This is a genomic window from Streptomyces sp. NPDC026659 (assembly GCF_040638245.1).
Classification (GTDB): Bacteria; Actinomycetota; Actinomycetes; order Streptomycetales; family Streptomycetaceae; genus Streptomyces.
Window position 1 is genome coordinate 214660 of sequence record NZ_JBEZXY010000008.1, and the last position, 20718, is coordinate 235377.

17 protein-coding genes and 2 pseudogenes are annotated in these 20718 nt (G+C 73.6%); 11 read left to right on the forward strand and 8 right to left on the reverse strand.

The window, feature by feature from the left end:
- Nucleotides 1-42 precede the first annotated feature (42 nt).
- Both AB0E91_RS21510 and AB0E91_RS21515 read right to left on the reverse strand, forming a co-directional pair.
- Complete coding sequence (locus AB0E91_RS21510; protein ID WP_361784093.1) at nt 43-585, reverse strand: hypothetical protein; 543 nt, start codon at nt 583-585, stop codon at nt 43-45.
- 127 nt (nt 586-712) lie between these two features.
- Entirely contained in the window at nt 713-1507 is a 795-nt protein-coding gene (locus AB0E91_RS21515) for an aspartate/glutamate racemase family protein (protein WP_361784096.1), read from the reverse strand.
- 57 nt (nt 1508-1564) lie between these two features.
- On the opposite strand from AB0E91_RS21515, the gene AB0E91_RS21520 reads away from it, so the two are divergent.
- On the forward strand, nt 1565-2740 hold the full coding sequence (locus tag AB0E91_RS21520) for a glycosyltransferase (RefSeq protein ID WP_361784099.1): 1176 nt from the start codon (nt 1565-1567) through the stop codon (nt 2738-2740).
- 36 nt (nt 2741-2776) lie between these two features.
- On the opposite strand, the gene AB0E91_RS21525 is transcribed toward AB0E91_RS21520, so the two are convergent.
- Complete coding sequence (locus AB0E91_RS21525) at nt 2777-4012, reverse strand: TerD family protein (protein WP_361784102.1); 1236 nt, start codon at nt 4010-4012, stop codon at nt 2777-2779.
- A gap of 288 nt (nt 4013-4300) precedes the next feature.
- Here AB0E91_RS21525 and AB0E91_RS21530 point away from each other — a divergent pair, with 288 nt between their 5' ends.
- Complete coding sequence (locus AB0E91_RS21530; protein WP_361784105.1) at nt 4301-4792, forward strand: DUF6643 family protein; 492 nt, start codon at nt 4301-4303, stop codon at nt 4790-4792.
- A 429-nt stretch (nt 4793-5221) separates the two neighbouring features.
- A complete protein-coding gene (locus AB0E91_RS21535; RefSeq protein WP_361784108.1) occupies nt 5222-5659 on the forward strand; it encodes a hypothetical protein in 438 nt (145 codons plus the stop codon).
- Nucleotides 5660-5734: 75 nt separating this feature from the next.
- Here the strand turns inward: AB0E91_RS21535 and AB0E91_RS21540 are convergent, their stop codons facing one another.
- Nucleotides 5735-7672, reverse strand: coding sequence for an AfsR/SARP family transcriptional regulator (locus AB0E91_RS21540; protein WP_361784110.1), 1938 nt, complete (start codon nt 7670-7672; stop codon nt 5735-5737).
- Nucleotides 7673-7785: 113 nt separating this feature from the next.
- Between AB0E91_RS21540 and AB0E91_RS21545 the strand changes: the two genes are divergently transcribed.
- Nucleotides 7786-8664, forward strand: coding sequence for an alpha/beta hydrolase (locus tag AB0E91_RS21545; RefSeq protein ID WP_361784113.1), 879 nt, complete (start codon nt 7786-7788; stop codon nt 8662-8664).
- 90 nt (nt 8665-8754) lie between these two features.
- On the opposite strand, the pseudogene AB0E91_RS21550 reads toward AB0E91_RS21545, so the two are convergent.
- Nucleotides 8755-8874, reverse strand: a pseudogene (locus AB0E91_RS21550) (Tn3 family transposase); the annotation flags it as partial.
- 296 nt (nt 8875-9170) lie between these two features.
- On the opposite strand from AB0E91_RS21550, the gene AB0E91_RS21555 reads away from it, so the two are divergent.
- Nucleotides 9171-9776 carry a hypothetical protein gene (locus AB0E91_RS21555; RefSeq protein WP_361784116.1) on the forward strand — a complete coding sequence of 202 codons (606 nt, stop codon included), beginning with the start codon at nt 9171-9173 and terminating at the stop codon, nt 9774-9776.
- Between the two features lie 229 nt (nt 9777-10005).
- Nucleotides 10006-12453 carry a right-handed parallel beta-helix repeat-containing protein gene (locus tag AB0E91_RS21560; RefSeq protein ID WP_361784119.1) on the forward strand — a complete coding sequence of 816 codons (2448 nt, stop codon included), beginning with the start codon at nt 10006-10008 and terminating at the stop codon, nt 12451-12453.
- 4 nt (nt 12454-12457) lie between these two features.
- Here the strand turns inward: AB0E91_RS21560 and AB0E91_RS21565 are convergent, their stop codons facing one another.
- Entirely contained in the window at nt 12458-14722 is a 2265-nt protein-coding gene (locus AB0E91_RS21565) for a hypothetical protein (RefSeq protein ID WP_361784600.1), read from the reverse strand.
- A 457-nt stretch (nt 14723-15179) separates the two neighbouring features.
- Here AB0E91_RS21565 and AB0E91_RS21570 point away from each other — a divergent pair, with 457 nt between their 5' ends.
- Nucleotides 15180-16031, forward strand: coding sequence for a DeoR/GlpR family DNA-binding transcription regulator (locus AB0E91_RS21570; RefSeq protein WP_361784122.1), 852 nt, complete (start codon nt 15180-15182; stop codon nt 16029-16031).
- Between the two features lie 86 nt (nt 16032-16117).
- Here the strand turns inward: AB0E91_RS21570 and AB0E91_RS21575 are convergent, their stop codons facing one another.
- Nucleotides 16118-17242 (reverse strand): PLP-dependent cysteine synthase family protein, encoded by a 1125-nt coding sequence (locus tag AB0E91_RS21575; protein WP_361784125.1) that lies wholly within the window; start codon nt 17240-17242, stop codon nt 16118-16120.
- Between the two features lie 350 nt (nt 17243-17592).
- On the opposite strand from AB0E91_RS21575, the gene AB0E91_RS21580 reads away from it, so the two are divergent.
- Both AB0E91_RS21580 and AB0E91_RS21585 read left to right on the forward strand, forming a co-directional pair.
- Nucleotides 17593-17916 (forward strand): hypothetical protein, encoded by a 324-nt coding sequence (locus AB0E91_RS21580; RefSeq protein ID WP_361110758.1) that lies wholly within the window; start codon nt 17593-17595, stop codon nt 17914-17916.
- A gap of 208 nt (nt 17917-18124) precedes the next feature.
- A pseudogene (locus AB0E91_RS21585) lies at nt 18125-18541 on the forward strand (ATP-binding protein); the annotation flags it as partial.
- A 512-nt stretch (nt 18542-19053) separates the two neighbouring features.
- Here the strand turns inward: AB0E91_RS21585 and AB0E91_RS21590 are convergent.
- Nucleotides 19054-19338 carry an SHOCT domain-containing protein gene (locus tag AB0E91_RS21590; protein ID WP_361784128.1) on the reverse strand — a complete coding sequence of 95 codons (285 nt, stop codon included), beginning with the start codon at nt 19336-19338 and terminating at the stop codon, nt 19054-19056.
- Between the two features lie 176 nt (nt 19339-19514).
- Between AB0E91_RS21590 and AB0E91_RS21595 the strand changes: the two genes are divergently transcribed.
- Nucleotides 19515-20090, forward strand: a complete 576-nt coding sequence (locus AB0E91_RS21595) for a TetR/AcrR family transcriptional regulator (protein WP_361784131.1) — start codon at nt 19515-19517, stop codon at nt 20088-20090.
- Between the two features lie 30 nt (nt 20091-20120).
- Entirely contained in the window at nt 20121-20705 is a 585-nt protein-coding gene (locus AB0E91_RS21600) for a DUF4865 family protein (protein ID WP_361784134.1), read from the forward strand.
- Nucleotides 20706-20718: the final 13 nt, after the last annotated feature.

Consider the following 20718-nt stretch of genomic DNA (forward strand, 5'->3'; position numbering starts at 1 on the left):
CGCCGCACATGTGACAGCGCCCCTTTCCCCCACCGCGCCCCCTCAGCGCGCGGACCCCGCCGCCCCCGCCCGCAGCCGGGACCTGATGACGCGCACCGCGGACTCGGCGTTGTCCACGGTGACGGTGAACGTATGGCCGTCCCACAGGCTCAGCTCGATCCCCTCGCCCCGGCGCACCACGACGGCCGTGCCGCGCTCCGGGCGCCAGCGGTAGCCCCAGCCGCCCCAGTGGCGCGGGGTGACATGGGGGATGAAGTCGGCGCCGACGACGTCGGACAGCGGAATGCGGCGGCGGGGCAGTCCCACATGGCCGCAGCGCACTTCCAGGGAGTCCTGGTCGAGGATGAGGTCCACATGGACGAAGGCGAGGGTGCCGTAGAGGACGAGCAGGCCGGCCGCGATGCAGCCGACGACGGACATGACGAGCGGGACGACGCCGGACGTCCAGGCGGACTGGACGGCGATCGCGATGCCCAGTGCCAGGCAGGCCGCGCCGACCAGCGCCAGCAGCCATTGCACCCGGTTGGTGGCGCGACCGGTCCAGACGTCGGGGTGCGAGTCCTCGACGTCGTCGTACTCCCTCATGCCTATGAGGTTACTCAGGTTTCGCTGCGCCGGTACCCGGTCGCGCTCGGTGACTGCTCCGGGCGGCCCACCGGGACAACGGCCACCCTCCGTCACCGTCGCGGAGTCGCGCGGCGGCGAGCCGCGGTCACCGCCGGTCGGCGAGCCGTTCCGCGGCCGGGAGCAGCCGTCCCTCCGCGTAGTGCAGGGCGGCGGCGGGCAGCTCACCCTCGCGGCCGCTGAGGATCACGGTCAGCTTGCCCTCGGCCGGGGCGTCCGGCGCGGGCTGCTCGCCGATGCGGCGCAGTGCCTGGGCGGCGATGGCGCCCGCGGAGGCGTGCAGGACGAGCGGGGCGGCGCCGGGGCGCTGGACGGCGGCGCGGATACGTTCCGCCACCAGCTCGTAGTGGGTGCAGCCGAGGACGACGGTCGTCACGTCACCGGGGGTCAGTTCCGCGGCGGCGGCGACGGCGGCCTCGATGGCGCGTTCGTCGGCGTGCTCCACGGCCTCGGCCAGGCCCCAGCAGGGAACCTCGGTGACCTGGACGCCGCTCGCGAATTCCGCTATGAGTCCGCGCTGGTAGGGGCTGCCGGTGGTGGCGGGGGTCGCCCAGACGGCGACGCTGCCGCCCCCGGCGGCGGCCGGCTTGATCGCCGGGACGGTGCCGATCACCGGAATGCCGGGTTCGAGGCGGGCGCGCAGCGTGGGCAGCGCGTGCACGGTGGCCGTGTTGCAGCCGATGATCAGGGCGTCCGGCCGGTGGGCGGCGGCGGCCTCGGCGACGGCGACGGCGCGGCGGGTCAGGTCCTCGGGCGTGCGGGGTCCCCAGGGCATGCCGTCGGGGTCCAGGGAGAGGACGAGATCGGCGTCGGGCCGCAGGCGACGTACCGCGGCGGTCGCCGCAAGAAGGCCGATTCCGGAGTCCATGAGCGCGATCTTCACCCGGCCACGATAGTCGATGGCCCACGGCCCGGCCGTCCGGTGGGGCAGACTGCGGCCGTGAGCGCCATCCTGTGGACCGCCGTCGCCTCTCTCGTCGTCTGGTGCTGGCTGCTGCTCGGCCAGGGTTTCTTCTGGCGCACCGACGTACGGCTGCCGCCCCGCCGGGAACCGGACGTGTGGCCGTCGGTGTGCGTGGTCGTACCGGCCCGGGACGAGGCGGAGGTGCTGCCCGCGAGTCTGCCCTCGCTGCTCGCGCAGGACTATCCGGGACGGGCCGAGGTCTTCCTGGTGGACGACGGCAGCACCGACGGCACCGGCGAGCTGGCGCGGGAGCTGTCCCGGCTCCGCGGCGGGCTGCCGCTGACGGTGGCCTCGCCCGGTGAGCCGCCCTCGGGCTGGACGGGCAAGCTGTGGGCGGTGCGGCACGGTATCGCGCTGGCCCGCGCGCGTGAGCCGGAGTATCTGCTGCTGACGGACGCCGACATCGCGCACGCGCCGGACAGTCTGCGCACGCTGGTGGCGGCGGCCGGGACCGGTGGCTTCGACCTGGTGTCGCAGATGGCGCGGCTGCGGGTGGCGAGCCCGTGGGAGCGGCTCGTGGTCCCGGCGTTCGTCTACTTCTTCGCCCAGCTGTATCCGTTCCGGTGGATCGCCCGCCCGGGCGGGCGCACGGCGGCCGCGGCGGGCGGCTGTGTGCTGCTGCGCGCGGACGCGGCCGAGCGGGCGCGGATTCCGGACGCCATCCGGCAGGCCGTGATCGACGATGTCGCGCTCGCGCGGGCGGTGCGCGGCTCGGGCGGCCGCATCTGGCTGGGTCTGGCGGACCGGGTGGACAGTGTGCGCCCGTATCCGCGGCTGGGTGATCTGTGGCGGATGGTCTCGCGCAGCGCGTACGCGCAGTTGCGGCACAACCCGCTGCTGCTGTTCGGCACGGTGGCGGGTCTCGCCCTGGTGTATCTGGTGCCGCCCGGCACGGTGGTGGCCGGGGCCGTGCTGGGCGACGCGGCGGCGACGGCCGTGGGCGCGGCGGCGTGGACGGTGATGGCGGCGACCTACGCGCCGATGCTGCGCTACTACCGGCAGCCGCTGTGGCTCGCTCCCCTGCTGCCGTTCACGGCGTTCCTCTATCTCCTGATGACGGTGGACTCGGCGGTGCAGCACTACCGGGGCCGGGGCGCCGCGTGGAAGGGGCGCACCTACGCGCGCCCGGACACGGTGACCGACGAGGGCTGACGACGGCAGACGAGGACCGACGAGAGCCGACGAGAGCTACTTCCGGCCGGGGGTCCAGTTCATGCCCCACCCGTAGGCGCGGTCGACGGTCCGCTGGGGGCTCGTCCCCCGCTCGGGTACGAGGTAGCGGGCCTCGCGCCGGACGACCAGGTCGCCGCCCTGGTTGGTGAGCAGCGCGAGCGCGCAGACGGTGGAGGGCACCGCGCAGTCGTCGAGCGAGAAGTCGACGGGGGCGCCGTGCTGGGGGCGCAGGGTGACGGTGGCGTGCAGTCCGGCGAAGGAGGTGGCGCCCGCGTAGACGGTGACGAAGACCAGGATGCGCCGGAAGTCCGCGGTGTGGTCGAGGTTGACGGTGAGGTTCTCGCCGTCGTCCGAGGCGCCGGTGCGGTCGTCGCCGTCGAGGTGGATGTACGGCGGTCGGTGCAGGGAGCCGAAGGCGTTGCCGAGGGCCTGTACGACACCCTTGCGGCCGTCGGCGAGTTCGTACAGGGCGCACAGGTCGAGGTCGAGGTCCCGTGCGGTGCCCTTGGTCCATCTTCCTTCGCGCATGCGCCAGTTGAGGTTGACGCGGAGGGCTCCGGAGGTGGCGCCCTGTTTGGCGAGCGAGACGGCGGGGGCGGCCTTCGTGAGGGTGACCTTGGCGGGGCGGGCGGTCGACTCGGGTTCCGGCAGCCGGAGTTCGGGGTCGGGTCGCCGCGACTCGGGCACCGGTCCACGCAGTTCGGGCGCCGCGGGTGCCGCTCGCCTGGTCTCTCGGCGCGCGGTGATGCCGTACTCCTCGGCCAGCCCGTCGCGTCCGTTGCCGTATCCCTGTCCGACGGCGCGGAACTTCCAGCCGCCCTGGCGGCGGTACAGCTCGCCGAGGACGAGGGCCGTCTCCACGCTCGCGCCGGTGTTGTCGTAGTGGGCGACGGCCCGGCCGTCCGTGTCGGTGATCCGGACGCCGAGGCCGGGGACCTGGCCGAAGGTGCCGCCGTCCGCCGTCGCGGCGAGGACGATCCGCTCGACGGTGTCCTCCACGCGCGCGAGGTCGACGGCGAGGACCTCGGTGACGTGGTCGCCGTCGCGGCGTGTCTCCTCGTGCCGGACGGCGCCGGACGGGTGTGCGGGGTGGTCGCGGGTCACGTGGTCGGCGTCGGAGCGGATCCTGCCGGACGCCAGCAGCAGGGCGGAGAGCTCCGTCGCCGGTATGCCGGGGCCCGCGCGTCGGCTCGCCTCGACGCGCAGCACCGTGGTGGGTACCGGCGTGTTCGAGCCTTTCGACATGGTCATGTCCGCCCCCATCAGATCTCGCCGTTTCCCGGGCCCCGCGACCGCACCGGGGACCGTCCCGCCCGTCCCGTACGCGGGCGTCGCGAACTCCCTTTCCCAGCGTGGAAGTACCGCACGCCGATCCCCGGCAACCCGCTGGAAACCCGCCCTTTACACGATCCAAACGTCGAATGGCGTCCATTTTTGCCAAGTTCGCTCGGATTAGCGATCCAAGTTCGCCACCGACACGGAAAACAACCTTCTTATCGGTCTCCCCAACCAGCACATCGTGGGCTTAACTTATGTGCCATGACCTCCCCCCGCTCCACCTATGGCGGCGGCTACTACTCCGCCTCCTTCCCGGACACCCCGATCTACGACTCGCTCGTGGCCGAGCGGGGAACCCCGCAGATCGCCCCGATCCGGGTCCCGGCCGCCTACGACACGCCCGGCGGGAACCTCCCCGTCGGCAACATGCCCGGCGCCAACATGGGCGGCAGCAACCTCCCCGCGCTGCCCTCCGCCCTGCCCGCCCTCCCGGCCGCCCCGTCGCAGCCGGCTCCCGCGTCCTACGGCTACCCGCAGACGCAGCAGCCCGCACCGATGCAGCAGGCGCCCACCGCGTACATCCCGCAGCAGGCCGCCGCGCCGCGCGGCTACCCGGGAGCGCAGCCCCAGCCGCCGCGCCCCGCCGCGCCCGGCACGGGGTACGAGGCGATGCGCCCGGCCGCGCCGCGCCCGCCGCAGCAGCCGTACCAGGACCCGTACAACAACCAGCAGCAGCAGTACCGGGGCTACTGATCGCACCACCCCGTGGTCGGTGCCGTCCGGCGAGGTGGCGACATGGGGAGCCGGCCGGACACCGCTCCGGGCGCTGACGGACGACGGGGGGAAGGTCGTCGCACAGCGCGAACGCGCACGTCGGACGGACGCCGTCGCCGAGCCTCTGCTCGGTGGCGGCGTCCGTCCGTGTATCCGGCGGCCCGCGCCCGGAGCCGGTCTCGGGTGTGAGTAGTTGAGGTACGGAAATCCCGGTGAGATTGATCTTGCTGCGCTCCCCTGCCGATCACCGTTGCGGGCCTGCGCGAGCAGCTGGGCCACCAGGTCACCGGAGCCGCCTTCGGCCTGGCGGGCCAGGTCGTCCAGCACGGAGTCGCCGACGAGGACCTGTGCGGTGAGCCGTTCCACCAGCGCCGGGCCGGTGCCGCCGCCGGGCCCGGTGATGCGGGCGTGGACCGGACTGCGGGGGCCGATGACTTGTGCATCGTCGGACCCGGCGGCGCCTTCGGCCTCGGCGAGCGCCCGGTACAACGAGGCCACCGAGGAATGCTTGCCCGTGTTCTTGCCGGTCTTGATGCTGAGTTTGCCCGCAATCTCGGGGATGGGGACGCCGCGATCCCTCAGTGCGCGGGCGAACAGCGGCGAGTCGTCGTCGATGACCTTGGGCCGTCCGCCGTGGTTGCCCTTGGCGACCGCGGCCTGCCGACCCTCCAGGGTCTTCTCGCGGCTGTAGTTGCGATCGAGCTGGGCGGCGACGGCGAGGACGACGAGGACGGCGAAGAACATGGCACCCATGCCGTTGGGGTCGTAGACGCCGGTGAGCGGACCGGTGCGGAGTTCGAGCTGCACGCCGGCGGCCTGGAACCGGCCGGCGACAGATGCCCCTGAACGTCATGGCGACCTGATTCCGCCGGGGCCGTGGGGTGAGCGCGGACGGGCCCGGCGTTCGCGGATTGCGGTCGCTTACCCCGCTCCGGCGCATGCCTCCGCCTCTGCCAGGTACCGCGCCACCGGGCCCAGGGTCAGCATTCCGCTGGCGGCGCCGGCGTGTTCTGCACAGGCATCACGCAGGGCAGCCGCAGCGCGCGCGGCGATTCCGCGCTCGCCGAGGCACACGGCGGCGCGGGCGGTCAGGCACCACACGGCCTCCTGCATGTGGTCACGCGGTGGTTCGGGCACCGCGGCGAGGGCGGTACGGGCCTGCTCGCCCCGGTCCTGGGCGAGCAGCACGAGGGGTCGCGTCCAGGGCCAGTACGGGCCCCAGTCGAGGTGCGGGTCGGTGGGCGCGGGCCGGTCGTGCAGCAAGCGCAGTCCCAGTAGGGCGAGCGGGAACAGGCCACGGTGCAGCCCCGGCATTCCGGCCGTCCGGAGGGCGTCCTCGGCAGCGCGGTAATGCGCTGCTGCCGTGGCGACGGTCGGTCCGCCGGGTTCGGTGCTGCGGGCGGCCGTGGCCCGGGCCCTGAACCACCCGGTGAGGACGGGGACGAGGGGCGCCTCGGTGGTGGCGGCCAGCTGGTCGGCTGCGTGGGCGTGCGAGGTCGCGGCGTCGAGGTCGCCGAGGGCCGAGGCGGATTGCAGGCGGACGAGTCGGCCGAGTACGGCGAAGTTCGGCAGCTCGTGCCGGGTCGCCAGGTCGAGGAGCTCGGCGCCGGTCATGTCCCGTGCCGCCGCGAGCCCGGGGCTGCTGAAGGACTGCAGGAACACCCCGTTGAGGGCGAAGGCCAGTAGGGCGGGATCGGCCAGGTCCCGTGCCAGCTCCTCTGCCTGACGCGCCGCCCGCTGCGCGTGCTTCAGCTCGGTCCCGGACAGATCGGCGCTGCGGCTCTCGACGGCGACCGTGGCCAGGAGGCGGGCGCGCAGGTCGGCGGGGCCGTCCGGGCCGAGCCCGGTGAGCGTGCGCTCGGCCGCCGCGACGACGGCGCGGGACTGCTCGGGGTCGTCGGCCCGGCTCCAGATGGCGGGCACGTCGTAGGCGCCGATGATCCGGGCGGTCAGGGAGAGGTCTCCCGTGCGTTCCGCCGCCTGGATGGCGGCGAGGCGGTCGCGCCGCGAGCGTACGAGGGCGTCGCCGCCCGCCAGCGCGAGGGTGCGGGCCAGATCCACGGTGGTGCGCGGGCCGAGCCGGACACCAGGGCCGGTCCACGCGGTACGTGCTCCTTCGGGGCGCGCGGACCCGTTGAGGATGTCCGTCTCCAGGCGCTGAAGGTCGCCACCGGGGTCGAGTCCGAGTTGGCCGACGAGCATCGCGCGGGCGCGGCGGAGGGTGGCAAGCGCGTCGGCCCGGCGGCCCGCGCGGTACAGCGCGCGGGCAAGCAGCTCCCAGGCCGGCTCGCGCCACGGGTGTTCGGCGACATGGGCACCCAGTTCGGCAACGAGATCGGCCCCTTCCCCGGAGTCGAGAAGGATCCGGGCGCGCACTTCCACCCCCTCCAACCTCAATTCCTCCAGCCGGTTCCGCTCGCGCTGCGCCCATGCGGAGCCGGTCACATCGGCGTAGGCGGGTCCTCGCCAGGCCGCGAGTGCCGCGCCGAGGTCGGTCACCGCGTCGGGGGTGCGGCGGGCTCGGGCCAGGGTGTCCTGGAACCGATCGACGTCCACGTGCTCGCGCGGCAGGCGAAGCGCGTAGCCGGGACCTTCGGTGACGATGACGCGCGGCGGATTGCGGGGCGGCCGGTCGGGTTCGAGGGCACGGCGCAGCGCGGCGACGAACGTACGCAAAGCACCCACGGCGCGGGCAGGCGGATCGGTCCACAGGTCATCGACGAGGGTGTCGGTGGTGACCATCCGTCCCTCGGCGGCGACGAGCCGGGCGAGTACCTCACGATGGCGGGGTCCACCCAGGTCAACCGGGCTGCCGTCGTCGTGGAGGGCCCGCACCACACCGAGCACGTCGATTCGCATGCCCCCAATCCTCCGTGCCAGGGGTCGGCTGCGCCCAACCGTACTGATCGGCTGCTGATCGCCGTCGCCCAAGCTGATCCGGCCAAGTCCCCGACCCGAAAGGGTGGTCCTTCATGACGCTCACCGTTCCCGGCTTCGATCACATCCGCCTGCCCGGTGCGGACGGTGTGGAGCTGGCTGCAGCTGTCGGCGGCAGCGGAAGCCCGGTCGTGCTGTTGCACGGATTCCCCCAGACCCACCTGATGTGGCGGCACGTCGCCGCGCGGCTCGCCGACGAGCACACGGTGATCTGTCCTGACCTGCGGGGCTACGGCGCCAGCGACAAGCCGGCGGCCACCGAGCCCGATGTGTACGCCAAGCGCACCATGGCCGCCGACGTCGTGACCCTGGCGGCGGCGCTCGGTCACGAGCGCTTCGCCCTCGTCGGCCACGACCGGGGCGCCCTGGTCGCCTTCCGGGCGGGGTTGGACCATCCTGAGACCGTCACGCACCTGGGGATCCTCGACGTCGTGCCGACGCTCGACATGTGGAACGTCCTGCATGGCGCCTCGGCGGCGGTCGGCTACCACCTCTTCCTGATGGCGCAGCCGCCGGGCCTGCCGGAGGCGATGATCGCAGGCAGTGCGGACGCGTTCTTCGGCTCGTTTCTCGACGCCTGGGCCAACGACCCGACCACCATGCCCGAGGATGTACGTGCCGAATACCTGTGCGCGAGCGCCGCGGCAGTGACGTCGATCGTCGCGGACTACCGGGCCTCGGCGGACATCGACGTCACGCACGACCAGGCGGACCTGGACGCCGGGTCGCAGCTGGCCATGCCCGTGACGGTCGTCCAGCAGGACTGGGGCGCACAGCTCGGCTACGACGCTGCCGGGGTGTGGAAGGCGTGGGCGCCGGACCTGGACCACCGGCTGACCCGTGCCGGGCACTTCATGGCCGAAGAGGCACCCGATGAGATCGCGGCCGCAATCCGGAGCCTGCTGGCCCGCTGAGCCTCCTGCTCCCGCCTCGTCGTCCTCGGCCGCGGGGTCGCGCAAAGGCCGCAGGCCCCGGCCGGGGCCGCTGGCTGTGATGTAGAACAGGTAGCGGGTGTTCCACAGCATCACGGCATTGAAGACCAGGCCCAGGGCGGCCCGCTGGTCCTCCTGGCCCTCGCGGTACGCCTCGCGAATCCGGCGGCGGCCGCCGTGGCAGATCGCGCGGACCTGGTTGGCGGCTGTCGCGCGGCGTGCCGCGCACCACCATCGCGCCGATCCCCGCACCAGGCCGAACGCGCGCCGGACGACCATGATCATTCTCATCGGGATTGCCTGTACGTCAACCACTCACACCCGGGTCCGGAGTTCGGGTCGCGGGCGGGGAACCGGGGGCGGGGTCCGGTCGTTCGCAAGGATGAGGATCTCGTGAGAGTCGTCCGCCGGACGTGGTACCGCTCTCCCCCGGCCGCGCCGGGGCTGCGCGGTCCGGCGGTCCTCACGTCGGGCGAGGGGGTGGGGCCGTGCGTACGATCAGCGGTCTGTGGCGCTGGCGGGACAGTCCGCTGCGCCGGCCGACCGACCGGGCCGAGGCCTGGGTGTGCCTGGTGGCGCTGCTGCTGATCGGCGCGGCCGCGCCCGCGATCGGCTGGCTGACCGGTGCGGCCGCCCAGGACTCGTTGCGCCGTTCGGTGGCGGAGCAGCGACACACCCGGCAGCGCGTCCCCGCGACCGTACTGCGCCGGATGGCCTACCACCCGCCCGAGACCGACCCCGACGACGGCAGCGCGTACACCGTCCGCAGCCGGGTCCTGGCCCAATGGTCGGCACCGGACGGCACACGTCGGCACGGCGCGGTCCTCACCGGTCTTCAATCCCCGCACCGGGACGACCGGTTCATGATCTGGACGGACGGGCAGGGGCGCATGACGACCCGTCCGCTGGACCCGGCCACCGCAGACGCGCACGCGGTACTGGCCGGATTCGGGGCGGCGTTGCTCGCCGCCGCGCTGGTCGAGACGGCGCGGCGACTGGTGCTGTGGCGCATGGTCCGCCGCAGATACGCGCGTTGGGACCAGGCATGGGAGCGGGTGGGCCCCGACTGGGGCAAGGCCGGGACGGGCAGCTGACCTGCTTCCCGACTCTGGTCGATTCGTCCTCCGCGCACACGCTACGGTGGACCGGCCGACTCCCTTTCGGCATCGACCCGCGCGCGAGCGAGCCGAAGGCCGCGCCGGAGACCGGAGCGCACCCGCACGGGCCCCAGGGCCGTGGGCGGTGGCGCCCTCCCGGCACCCGGCGACCGAGCCCCAGAGGCGGACGAGCACAAGTACCACGAGGTGGGGGCACAGCAACGCCATGGCACAGGGCACGGTCCAGGTGACGCACACCGGTACGTCGCGGTGGCGGCGCCGCACGGGTGAGTACGCTTCGCTCGCCGCCGCCCTGGAGGCCGCCGCGGAGGGCGACGTCCTCACGATCGCCCCCGGCACCTACCGGGAGAACCTCGTCGTCGGCCGTCCGGTGACCCTGCGCGGCCCCGAGGGCGCACCGGGCTCGGTGCGCATCGCGCCCGTGGACGGGGTGCCGCTGACGGTGCGGGCCTCGGCCGTGGTGCAGGGGCTGCACGTGGAGGGCCAGGACGGCGCGGCGCCCGCCCTGCTGGTGGAGGACGGCACGCCCGAGCTGACGGATCTGCGGATCGTGACGCGTTCGGCCGTCGGTATCGAGGTGCGCGGCGGAGCCCGGCCGACCGTGCGCCGCTCGACGGTCGACAACCCGGCCGGTGTCGGCATCGCCGTGCTCGACGGGGGCGGCGGGGTGTTCGAGGAGTGCGAGGTCGTCGCGGCGGGGCAGGCCGGGGTGGCGGTCCGGGGCGGCGCGCGTCCGCGTCTGGAGCGCTGCCGGGTGCACCACGCGGCGGGTTCCGGGCTGAGCGTGACCGGGGAGAACTCCGCGCTGGAGGCGGTCGGTTGCGAGGTGTACGAGGTCCGGGGCTCGGGGGTGCAGATCACGCGGCAGGCGACCGCGCAGCTGACCGACTGCGCCGTGCACCGCACCTCGGGCGACGGCGTCACGCTGGACACGGACGCCTCGCTCACGCTGGCCGACTGCCGGATCCACGACATCCCGGAGAACGCGGTCGACCTGCGCTCGCGCTCGGTCCTGACGCTGACCCGGACGACGGTGCACCGCTTCGGGCGCAACGGCCTGTCGGTGTGGGACGCGGGCACCCGCGTGGACGCCAACCAGTGCGAGATCTCGGACAGCACCGGCGACTATCCGGCGGTGTGGGTGAGCGACGGCGCCACGGCGGTGCTCGACTCGTGCCGGGTGCACGACGTGCCGGACGCGCTGTTCGTGCTTGACCGGGGTTCGCGCGTGGACGTGGTGGACAGCGATCTCCACCAGGTGCGCAACACGGCCGTGTCGGTGAGCGACGGGGCGACGGCGCAGCTGGACGACTGCCGCATCCGGGACGCGGCGACCGGTGCCTGGTTCCGGGACCACGGCAGCGGGGGCACGCTCGCCAACTGTGTGCTGGAGGGCACCCAGACCGGTGTGATCGTCACCAAGGGCGCCGACCCGTCCCTCGAACGCTGTGTGGTGGAACGCCCTGCCGAGGCGGGTTTCTATGTGTCCGCCGGAGGTAGGGGCAGCTTCCTGAACTGCCGGGTGAACGGCAGCGGTGGCTACGGCTTCCATGTGATCGACGGCTGTCGTACGACGCTGCGCGGCTGCCGCACGGAGCGATGTGCGCGCGGGGGGTACGAGTTCGCCGACGCGGGCCCCGACTCCGGCCCGGGCACGGGTCCGGTGGTGGAGGACTGCACGAGCGACGAGTCCGGCGGCGGGCTGCGGCCCCCCGAGCCGCCGCGCGCGACGGCCGTGCAGACGGCGTCCCCGTCGTCGGGCGGGCTGCTCGGCGCGATTCCGGGCCAGCGCGGCACGGAACCGGAGACGCCCGTCGTCCCGGCCGCGCCGGAGCCCGAGGTCCGCGCGTCCGAGGCGGTGCTCGGTGAACTCGACGCGCTGGTGGGCCTGGAGAGCGTCAAGCGCGAGGTGCGGGCGCTGACCGACATGATCGAGGTGGGCCGGCGCCGCCAACGGGCGGGGCTGAAGGCGGCCTCGGTCAAGCGGCACCTGGTCTTCACCGGCTCCCCCGGCACCGGCAAGACGACGGTGGCCCGGCTCTACGGCGAGATCCTCGCCTCGCTCGGCGTGCTGGAGAAGGGGCATCTGGTCGAGGTGTCCCGGGTCGACCTGGTCGGTGAGCACATCGGCTCCACGGCGATCCGTACCCAGGAGGCGTTCGGCCGGGCACGCGGCGGGGTGCTGTTCATCGACGAGGCGTATGCCCTCTCCCCCGAGGACGCCGGGCGCGACTTCGGCAAGGAGGCCATCGACACGCTGGTCAAGCTGATGGAGGACCAGCGGGACGCGGTGGTGGTGATCGTCGCGGGCTACACGGCCGAGATGGAGCGCTTCCTTTCCGTCAACCCCGGTGTGGCCTCGCGGTTCTCGCGGACGATCACCTTCGGGGACTACGGCCCCGAGGAACTGCTGCGGATCGTCGAGCAGCAGGCGGACGAGCACGAGTACCGGCTGGCTCAGGGCACTCCGGAGGCGCTGCTGAAGTACTTCACGGAGCTGCCGAAGGGCCCGGCCTTCGGCAACGGCCGCACCGCCCGGCAGACCTTCGAGGCGATGGTGGAACGGCACGCGGGCCGGGTCGCCCAGCTTCCCGACCCGAGCACCGACGACCTGACGCTGCTGTACGCGGAGGATCTGCCCGAACTCCCCTGAGCCGTCAGCCCGTCGGCTCGTCCCCCTCCCGGTCCGAGGGGCGCTGGGCGGGAAGGCCGGGGTGCAGGCGGGCGAGCAGGTGGGCCCGCGCGCGGGCGAAGGCGGGGTCGTCCTGGTAGTCGGAGTGACCGAGGATCGGGGCGGGCAGCGGGTGTTCGGGGGTGCGGCCGTAGGACCTGGGGTCGGCGAGCGGTTCGTGGTCCACCTGGGGCTCGCCGGGGACGCGGAGGGGGCCGCCGATGGGGTCGGTGGGGCGGTAGAGGTTGGTCCAGGGGCCGATGTCGCGGTGCAGCGCGGCCAGCGCGTCCGGCCCGAAGTGGGCGGGGAACCAGCGGCCGTAGAGGCGTTCCAGCGGTGAGCCGTAGGTCAGCAGGGCGACGCGTTCGCGGGTGGCGGGGGTGAGCTGCCAGGCCGCGGCGGCGACGAGGACGCTGCCCTGCGAGTGGCCGGACAGGACCAGGCGGCCGCCGGTGCGCTCGGTCCAGGTGGCCGTGCGCCAGGTGAGGTCGGGTACGGCGCGCTCGGCGTAGCAGGGCGGCGCGAAGGGGTGGGCGGCGCGCGGCCAGAAGGTGCCCACGTCCCACAGGATGCCTATGGTGCGCCGCGCGGAGGCGTCCTTGTAGGCGCGGCGGCCCCAGGTGACGAAGAGCAGCAGTCCGAGGCCGACCAGCCAGGAACCCAGCGCCTGCGCGGTCTCGGCGGCGATCCGGACCGGTTCGTCGGCACCCTGCGCGGCGCGCGCGGGCGGCAGTCCGGTGATCAGGGAACCGGTCAGGGCCGCCGCGCCGAACAGCAGAGTGGTGACGGCGACGACGGCGAGGAGCAGGGGGGCGCGGTCGGTGAGGCCGGCCATGGCGCGGGTGCGGGCGATGGCGCGGGTGCGGGCGGGGTCCTCGGGTTCGCCGGGGTGCTGGTCGCGGACACGCTCGCGTTCGGCGCGGGCGAGGCGTGCGACACGCGCTGCCAGCAGGGCGGTTGTGGCGAGCAGGACCACGAGCAGCGGGGGGATCGCGGACGCCTGCCAGGTCAGGGTGACGGGCGGTCCGGAGAGCGAGGAGCGGGTGCCGTCCAGCCAGTCGGCGACGCGCTGGGCGACCCCGCCGGAGGCCACTCCGCCCAGGGCGCAGGCGAGCAGTGCGACGGCCGGTCCGCCGAGGCCGCGCATGGCGGCGCGGGGGTCGGGGTTGCGGCGGTACAGGTCGTACGCGACGACGGCGAGCGCCACGGCGAGGACGCCCTGGATCAGCATGAGCGTGCCGAAGACGGGGTCGCCGGGGAGCCGCCCGGCGGAGTGCCAGTCGGGGCGGGACCAGCCGGCGTACAGCGCGGCGAGGAGCAGCAGGGCGAGGGCGCCGAGGGGCAGGCCGCGCACGAGGTGGCGGTCGGTCCTGGAGTCGAGGCGGGCCTCGCTGCGTCCCCGGCGGCAGACGACCAGGACGACGGTGAGCGCCCAGCCGAGCAGGGCCGCGCCGAGGATCAGGCCCAGGGTGTGGAGGAGGGCGGGGTGGTGGTCGCGGCGGAGAGCGGGGAAGGTGAGGGCGGCCGCGACGGTGAGCAGTCCGGCGGCGGTGTGGGCGGCGCGGAGCCGGGCGCCCAGGCGGCGGCCGTACCAGAAACCGGGGCTGGCCAGGGCACCGGCGTTCGGGTCCGCCTCGGGGGCGCGGGCCATCGGGCGGTGGGACTCGTACGCGCTCCAGGTGCGGTGCGAGAGGTACCAGAGCAGGGCGGTCAGTGCGGTCGGCGCCAGGGCGGCGAGAGCGAGGCGGCGGCCGGGTGCGCTCCACCAGCCGTGGCCCGCGGGTGAGAGGAAGGCCAGCCAGGAGTGACGGCCGGAGCAGGCGGTGACGCCCGCGCACTGCCACGCGACCAGGTCGAGGGCAACCTCGCAGGCGGCGGCGACCAGCAGGACGGTGAGGGAGAGCGCGACCAGGCGGACGAGCAGGCCGTAGAGGCGGATGCTGCGGGTGCGCCCGGGGGCGGCGGGGCGCATCCAGTGGGCGAGGTTGACGACCATGAAGGGCAGGAGCAGCAGCCACAGGGCGCGGCTGGCGTTGCCGGAGGTGAGGTTGCACCAGACGTACGCCTCCCGGACCGGTTCGCCGCGGGATCTGCCGCCGGCCGTGGCGTCGTCGGGGGCCTCGGGTGGCCCGGCGTCCTCGGCGCGGCGGAAGACGGCGGCCGTGTCGTCGCCGGTGACGCGGACCGTGCGGGGGTCGCCGAGCATCTTCTCCGGGGTCGTGCCGCCGACCCCGTGCACCAGCAGTTCCAGGTCCGGGCGGGTCGCCGGGGGCGCCGTGGGGGAAGGCGCCGGTTCCGGCGCGGTGGTGTGCTTCTGCGCGCCTGCCACTGTTCGCTCGCATTCGTGTGACGCGGTCCGGGTGACGCGCACGGCGAGCGTTCCCGTGCGGGCTCCGTGCGAGGTTCCGTGCGGTTCCGAGCGGGGTTTCCGTGCCGTGCGGGAATCAGGTTCTCCGCTTCGGGCCCCGCGTACACCCGCCGTCACTTTTCGTTACCGAATCTTCCCGATTCGTGCGACGGCGGCCGGGGTGGGCGCGGCGCATATGTGGTCGCACCCCAGGTGGGCGTGGTGACAGCCGGTGGCGCGCCCTATGGGGCGGCGTGACAAGATGAAACGCCCGCACAGCTGCGGCCGGATGAAACGTCCTGGTCGGAGCAGGTGTGCCGGGCGTGTCGGACGAGTGTGGGGCGAAAGGACCGGAGCGTACGTGAGTGAGAATCAGAACCTCCTCGCGGAGCAGCGCCGCGCCCTGATCGTGGACGAGGTACGGCGCCGGGGCGGGGTACGGGTCAACGAACTGACCCGCAAGCTCGGTGTGTCGGACATGACGGTGCGCCGCGATCTGGACGCGCTGGCCCGTCAGGGTGTGCTGGAGAAGGTGCACGGCGGTGCGGTGCCGGTGATCGAGGCGAGCACGCACGAGCCGGGCTTCGAGGCCAAGTCGGGCCTGGAGCCGACCGCCAAGGAGGAGATAGCGCGGGCCGCGGCGCGGCTGGTCGCGCCGGGTGCCGCGGTGGCGCTGTCCGGAGGCACGACCACCTACGCGCTCGCCCGGCATCTGCTGGAGGTGCCGGACCTGACGGTGGTGACGAACTCGGTGCGCGTCGCGGACGTGTTCCACGCCGCCCAGCGGGTCTCGGGGCAGCGGCAGGGCGCGGCCACGGTGGTGCTGACCGGCGGGGTGCGCACACCGTCGGACTCGCTGGTGGGCCCGGTGGCCGACCGGGCGATCTCCGCGCTCCACTTCGATCTGCTGTTCCTCGGTGTGCACGGCATATCGGCCGAGGCGGGGCTGTCCACGCCGAACCTGGCGGAGGCCGAGACGAACCGGCGCCTCGTGCGCTCGGCGCGGCGTGTGGTGGTGGTCGCGGACCACACCAAGTGGGGGACGGTGGGCCTGAGTTCGTTCGCGACGCTGGACGAGGTGGACACCCTGGTCACCGACACGGGACTGCCCGCCGAGGCCCGCGCGGAGGTCTCCGAGCGGCTGCGGCGCCTGGTGGTGGCGGGCGAGCCGGACGTGGACGAGGGCGAGTCGGACGACACCGAGGAAGCCTGAGGGCACCTCGGCCTCGCGTCACCCGGCCGCGCCCGAGCGGCACCCTTCCGCTCACCCCGGCCGTGCCCGAGCGGCAGCGCCCCCGCTCAGTCCGGCCAGACCCCCGTAGCCAGCAGCGTCTCGATCGCGGCCGTGTACGGCGTGATGTCCAGCCCCTGTTCCTCCAGCCAGCTGTCCGAGTAGTACTTGTCCAGGTAGCGGTCGCCGGGGTCGCAGAGCAGGGTGACGACGCTGCCGGTGCGCCCCGCCGCCACCATCTCGGAGACGATCTTCAGCGCGCTCCACAGGCCGGTCCCGGTCGAGCCGCCCGCCTTGCGGCCGATGGCCCGCTCCAGCGCGCGTACGGCGGCCACACTCGCCGCGTCCGGCACCTTCATCATCCGGTCGATGGCGCCGGGCACGAAGCTCGGTTCCATGCGCGGCCGTCCGATGCCCTCGATGCGTGAGCCGCAGTCGCAGGTGACGTGTGCGTCGCCGGTGGTCCAGCCCTCGAAGAAGCAGGAGTTCTCCGGGTCGGCGACGCAGACCCGGGTGTCGTACTGCATGTAGTGGACGTAGCGGGCCAGCGTCGCGGAGGTGCCGCCGGTCCCGGCGGTGGCGACGATCCAGGCGGGCACCGGGAAGCGTTCCAGGGCCAGTTGGCGGAAGGTGGACTCGGCGATGTTGTTGTTGCCGCGCCAGTCGGTGGCGCGCTCGGCATAGGTGAACTGGTCCATGAAGTGGCCGCCGGTCTCGGCCGCGAGGCGCGCCGACTCCTCGTACATGGTGCGCGGGTCGTCCACGAAGTGGCAGCGGCCGCCGTGGAATTCGATGAGTCGGCACTTCTCCGCGCTGGTGGTGCGCGGCATGACGGCGATGAACGGGACGCCGATCAGGCTCGCGAAGTACGCCTCGGAGACGGCGGTCGAGCCGCTGGACGCCTCGATGACCGGACGGTCCGGACGGATCCAGCCGTTGCAGAGGCCGTAGAGGAAGAGGGAGCGGGCGAGGCGGTGCTTGAGGCTGCCCGTCGGGTGGGTCGACTCGTCCTTCAGATACAGGTCGATGCCCCAGTGCTCGGGCAGCGGGAAGCGCAGCAGATGCGTGTCGGCCGAGCGATTCGCGTCCGCCTGGACTTTCCTGACGGCCTCTTTCAGCCAGTCGCGGTAGGCCGCGTCGCTGCGGTCGACGTCGAGGGTGGCCCCGGCCCGGGCCGGTGGGGTGGTGCTCACGGCGAGGCTCCTTACGCGGTCGCGCCGACGGCGCCCCGCGCGGCCGGCACCTCGATCATAGGCACCTCCCGTCACGCTTCTCACCTGCATCAACGCATCTTTCAGCCACCCAAAGGAAGCCTGGGGCACACCCGTACGGGGAGCGTGGGGGCGCATTGGCGTGAGTACTCCCGGCGCTCGCAGCGCACGCCCTCCGCACTCTGGTGCTCCGGTGCTCGCGGGGGCAGACTGCGAACGGCAGGCGTCGGCGCCCGGCAGGCGGAACCCGACACGCGGAACGAGCGCACGGCACGCGGTCGACGAACGACACGCGGACGATCGGACGGCACGCGCAGGAGGGGACGACGAGGATGGCGGAGCCCGAGTTCACGGCGAGAGGCGTGCGCATCGGCAAGGGGCTGCGCTCGCTCACCCGGGCCGGGAAGGTCCGGATCAGCGACGGCAGGGTGGAGCTGCTCAACAGCTACGACAGCGAGATCGACAGCGCGCCGGTCCAGGAGGTCCGCGCCTCCAAGCCGTGGTTCGCGCCGGACGACCGCGCGCGGGCCGAGCTGGACGGCCGGCGCTACGAGCTGACCCTCGGCGAGCAGGACCCGGCGCCGGGCGAATCGGGCCCGCCCGCGGCCCGGCGCTTCATCGACGCGGTGCGCCGCGCGGCCCGACACGGCGACTGACCTGCGTGCCGCCGCGGCGAGTTGCGGGAGGGCGGGCACTGCGTCACGCTGATCTCACGTCACTCTGGGTTTACCTGAGGTAACGCTGAGGTCCAGCCCGCCGGCCGCGCAATCGGGCCGCCTCCTGGACGCGGGCGCCCTCCTGGATTTCCGTTGTTCTCCGTGTTCTTCCGGTTCCTTCCGGACCTCACATCGGGGAGTCGCAGCCGTGATCAGTCACCCCAACAGGCACTGCACGGTGGAGCTCCAAGCCCTGCCGTCGCGGATCGGACAGGTCCGCAGAATCGTCTCTGCGCAGTTGCGCTACTGGCATCTGGACCCCCTCATCGACCGCGCCGCACTGGGCGTGACCGAGCTGCTGAGCAACGTCCACCGACATGCGCGGCCCGACAAGTCGTGCACCGTCGAACTGGAGCTGCTCCCCGACCGTCTCACCGTGTCGGTACGGGACCGCGATCCGCGGCTGCCCGTGGTGGCCGACGCGGCCGACGCGGCCGACACACTCGAACTGGCGCCCCTCGCCACCTGCGGGCGGGGCCTCGCCATGGTCGCGGCCGTCAGCGAGAGCTGGGGAGCGCGCCCGGACGGCGACAGCGGCAAGGTCGTGTGGTTCACGCTGGCCGCCACCGTCGTGGAACCCGCCCGGCCGACCCGTACCCCGCTCCGCACGGCGGAGCCGCGGGCCGCGTCCCGCGCCGCCGAACCGCGCCCGGCACCGGTCGGCCCGGTCACTCCGGTCACCCCCGTCACTCCGGTGACGCCGGACCCGGTCCCGGCGCCCCTCCCGGTCACGCCGGTGACTCCGGCGCCCGCGCCGGTACGTCCCGCACCGGAGCCCGCGTTGGCGTCCGCGTCCGCCGGTCCCGTGGCGGAGCCTGCCCTCGCCGTCACGCCCATCGGCGCCGCATCCGTCGGCCCCGAGCCCGCGCCGGCGTCCACACCTGCCCTGGCCCAGACCACGGTGGCCACCGCTCCCGCCCGGTCGGCCGTTCCCGGCTGACCGGGCGGTGACCTCCCCGGTACGGCGGCGGGGCGGCGGGTGTCGATGACCCGCCGCCCCGCCGCTCCGCCGCGCGGGCACGCCCAGGACGCGGCTCGGCAACTCCCCATGAACACTCAGCCGTTGCCCACGGGCACTCAGCCCTTGCCCACGGACCCGAACCTCTCGTCCAGCACGGACAGCCTGCGCCAGTACTCGTCCTCGTCGATCTCGCCGGAGGCGAAGCGGCGGCCGAGCACCGCGAGCGGCGAGTCGCCCAGGGGGCGCCCGGACTCCATCGGACGCCAGGGGGCACCCCGCCCACGCCAGGCCGTACGGCGCAGGACCGTGACGGCCCCCACCACCACGGCCGCCCAGATCAGCGGGAAGAACAGAATCCAGGGGCCGGGTCCGCCGCCGTCCCAGTTCGCCAGGGTCTCCATCTCGGGCTCATCTCCTCGGTCGAGCACATCCATCGGGTGATGTTCCGAGACTCCCTCCGCGAGGGGGTCGGGGTCGTCGTGCGGCGGGCGGCAGTGCGCGTACGACGCCGGGAGTACGACTCCGGAAACCAGGCCCGACCCGGCCGTCTGTACCTATTGGTAGGTACAGTGTCCGCATGAGCACCTCCGAGCGACTGATCGAGTCCACCCGCGAGCTGCTGTGGGAGCGCGGCTACGTCGGCACGAGCCCCAAGGCGATCCTGGAGCGTTCGGGAGCCGGGCAGGGCAGCATGTACCACCACTTCCGCGGCAAGCAGGATCTCGCCCTGGCCGCGATCCGCCGGACCGCCGACGAGCTGGGCGCCACCGCCGAGCGGATCTTCGACGGCCCCGGGACGCCGTACGAGCGGATCGAGGCGTATCTGCTGCGCGAGCGCGACGTGTTGCGCGGCTGTCCGGTCGGGCGGCTGACCATGGACCCCGAGGTGATCGCCAGTGACGAACTGCGCGCCCCGGTGGACGAGGTCATCGCGCGGATTCGCGGACGGATCGCCGGGCTCGTCGAAGAGGGCAAGCGGCAGGGGCAGTTCGCGCCCTCCCTGGACGGCGAGGAGATCGGCGCCGCCGTGCTCGCGACCGTGCAGGGCGGCTACGTCCTGGCGCGGGCCTCCGGCTCGCCCGAGGCGTTCGACACGGGCGTACGCGGCCTGCTCGCGCTGCTCGCACCCCCGACTTCCGCCGCTCGGAACTGACTTGTCACCGGCTCACCGAGAGGACCGCCCGTGCACGCCCTGCAGTACGAGGTCACCCTGCCCGCCGACTACGACATGGCAGTGATCCGCGACCGTGTCGACCGGCTCGGGCATCTGCTGGACGACTGGGACGGCCTCGGTATCAAGGCCTATCTGATACGCGAACGCGGCCGGTTCGGCTCGCCCGTCAACCAGTACGCGCCCTTCTACCTCTGGAACTCCTTCGACGGCATGAACCGCTTCCTGTGGGGCGGCGGTTTCCAGGGGCTCTCGAACGACTTCGGGCGGCCGCCGGCGCGGCAGTGGACGGGCCTCGCGTACGAGCGCGGACCGGCCGCCTCTTCGTCCGCCGCGTTCGCGGTCCGGCACCGGCAACCGGTGCCGGAGGGCGTGGAGTTGGGCGCCTTCATGGAGGCGGCCGTCGCGGGGGCGGTACGGCTCGCGGGCGAGGACGGTGCCGTACTGGCGGCCGCGGCCGTGGACGCGCACCGCTGGGAGTTGGTGCACTTCTCGCTGTGGGACCACGAATCACCCAAGGCGGAGGGGGACTTGTTCCAGGTGCGGCACCTGTCCGCGCCCGGACTCGACCGGCTCCCGCGCGGCAGGCAGTGGTAGCCGCGCGGTTGAC

Bases quoted from the DNA above. Each gene is read 5' to 3' on its own strand.
- AB0E91_RS21510 (WP_361784093.1), bottom strand. From the start codon at position 585: ATGAGGGAGTACGACGACGTCGAGGACTCGCACCCCGACGTCTGGACC.
- AB0E91_RS21525 (WP_361784102.1), bottom strand. From the start codon at position 4,012: ATGACCATGTCGAAAGGCTCGAACACGCCGGTACCCACCACGGTGCTG.
- AB0E91_RS21530 (WP_361784105.1), top strand. From the start codon at position 4,301: ATGACCTCCCCCCGCTCCACCTATGGCGGCGGCTACTACTCCGCCTCC.
- AB0E91_RS21540 (WP_361784110.1), bottom strand. From the start codon at position 7,672: ATGCGAATCGACGTGCTCGGTGTGGTGCGGGCCCTCCACGACGACGGC.
- AB0E91_RS21545 (WP_361784113.1), top strand. From the start codon at position 7,786: ATGACGCTCACCGTTCCCGGCTTCGATCACATCCGCCTGCCCGGTGCG.
- AB0E91_RS21560 (WP_361784119.1), top strand. From the start codon at position 10,006: ATGGCACAGGGCACGGTCCAGGTGACGCACACCGGTACGTCGCGGTGG.
- AB0E91_RS21580 (WP_361110758.1), top strand. From the start codon at position 17,593: ATGGCGGAGCCCGAGTTCACGGCGAGAGGCGTGCGCATCGGCAAGGGG.
- AB0E91_RS21590 (WP_361784128.1), bottom strand. From the start codon at position 19,338: ATGGAGACCCTGGCGAACTGGGACGGCGGCGGACCCGGCCCCTGGATT.
- AB0E91_RS21595 (WP_361784131.1), top strand. From the start codon at position 19,515: ATGAGCACCTCCGAGCGACTGATCGAGTCCACCCGCGAGCTGCTGTGG.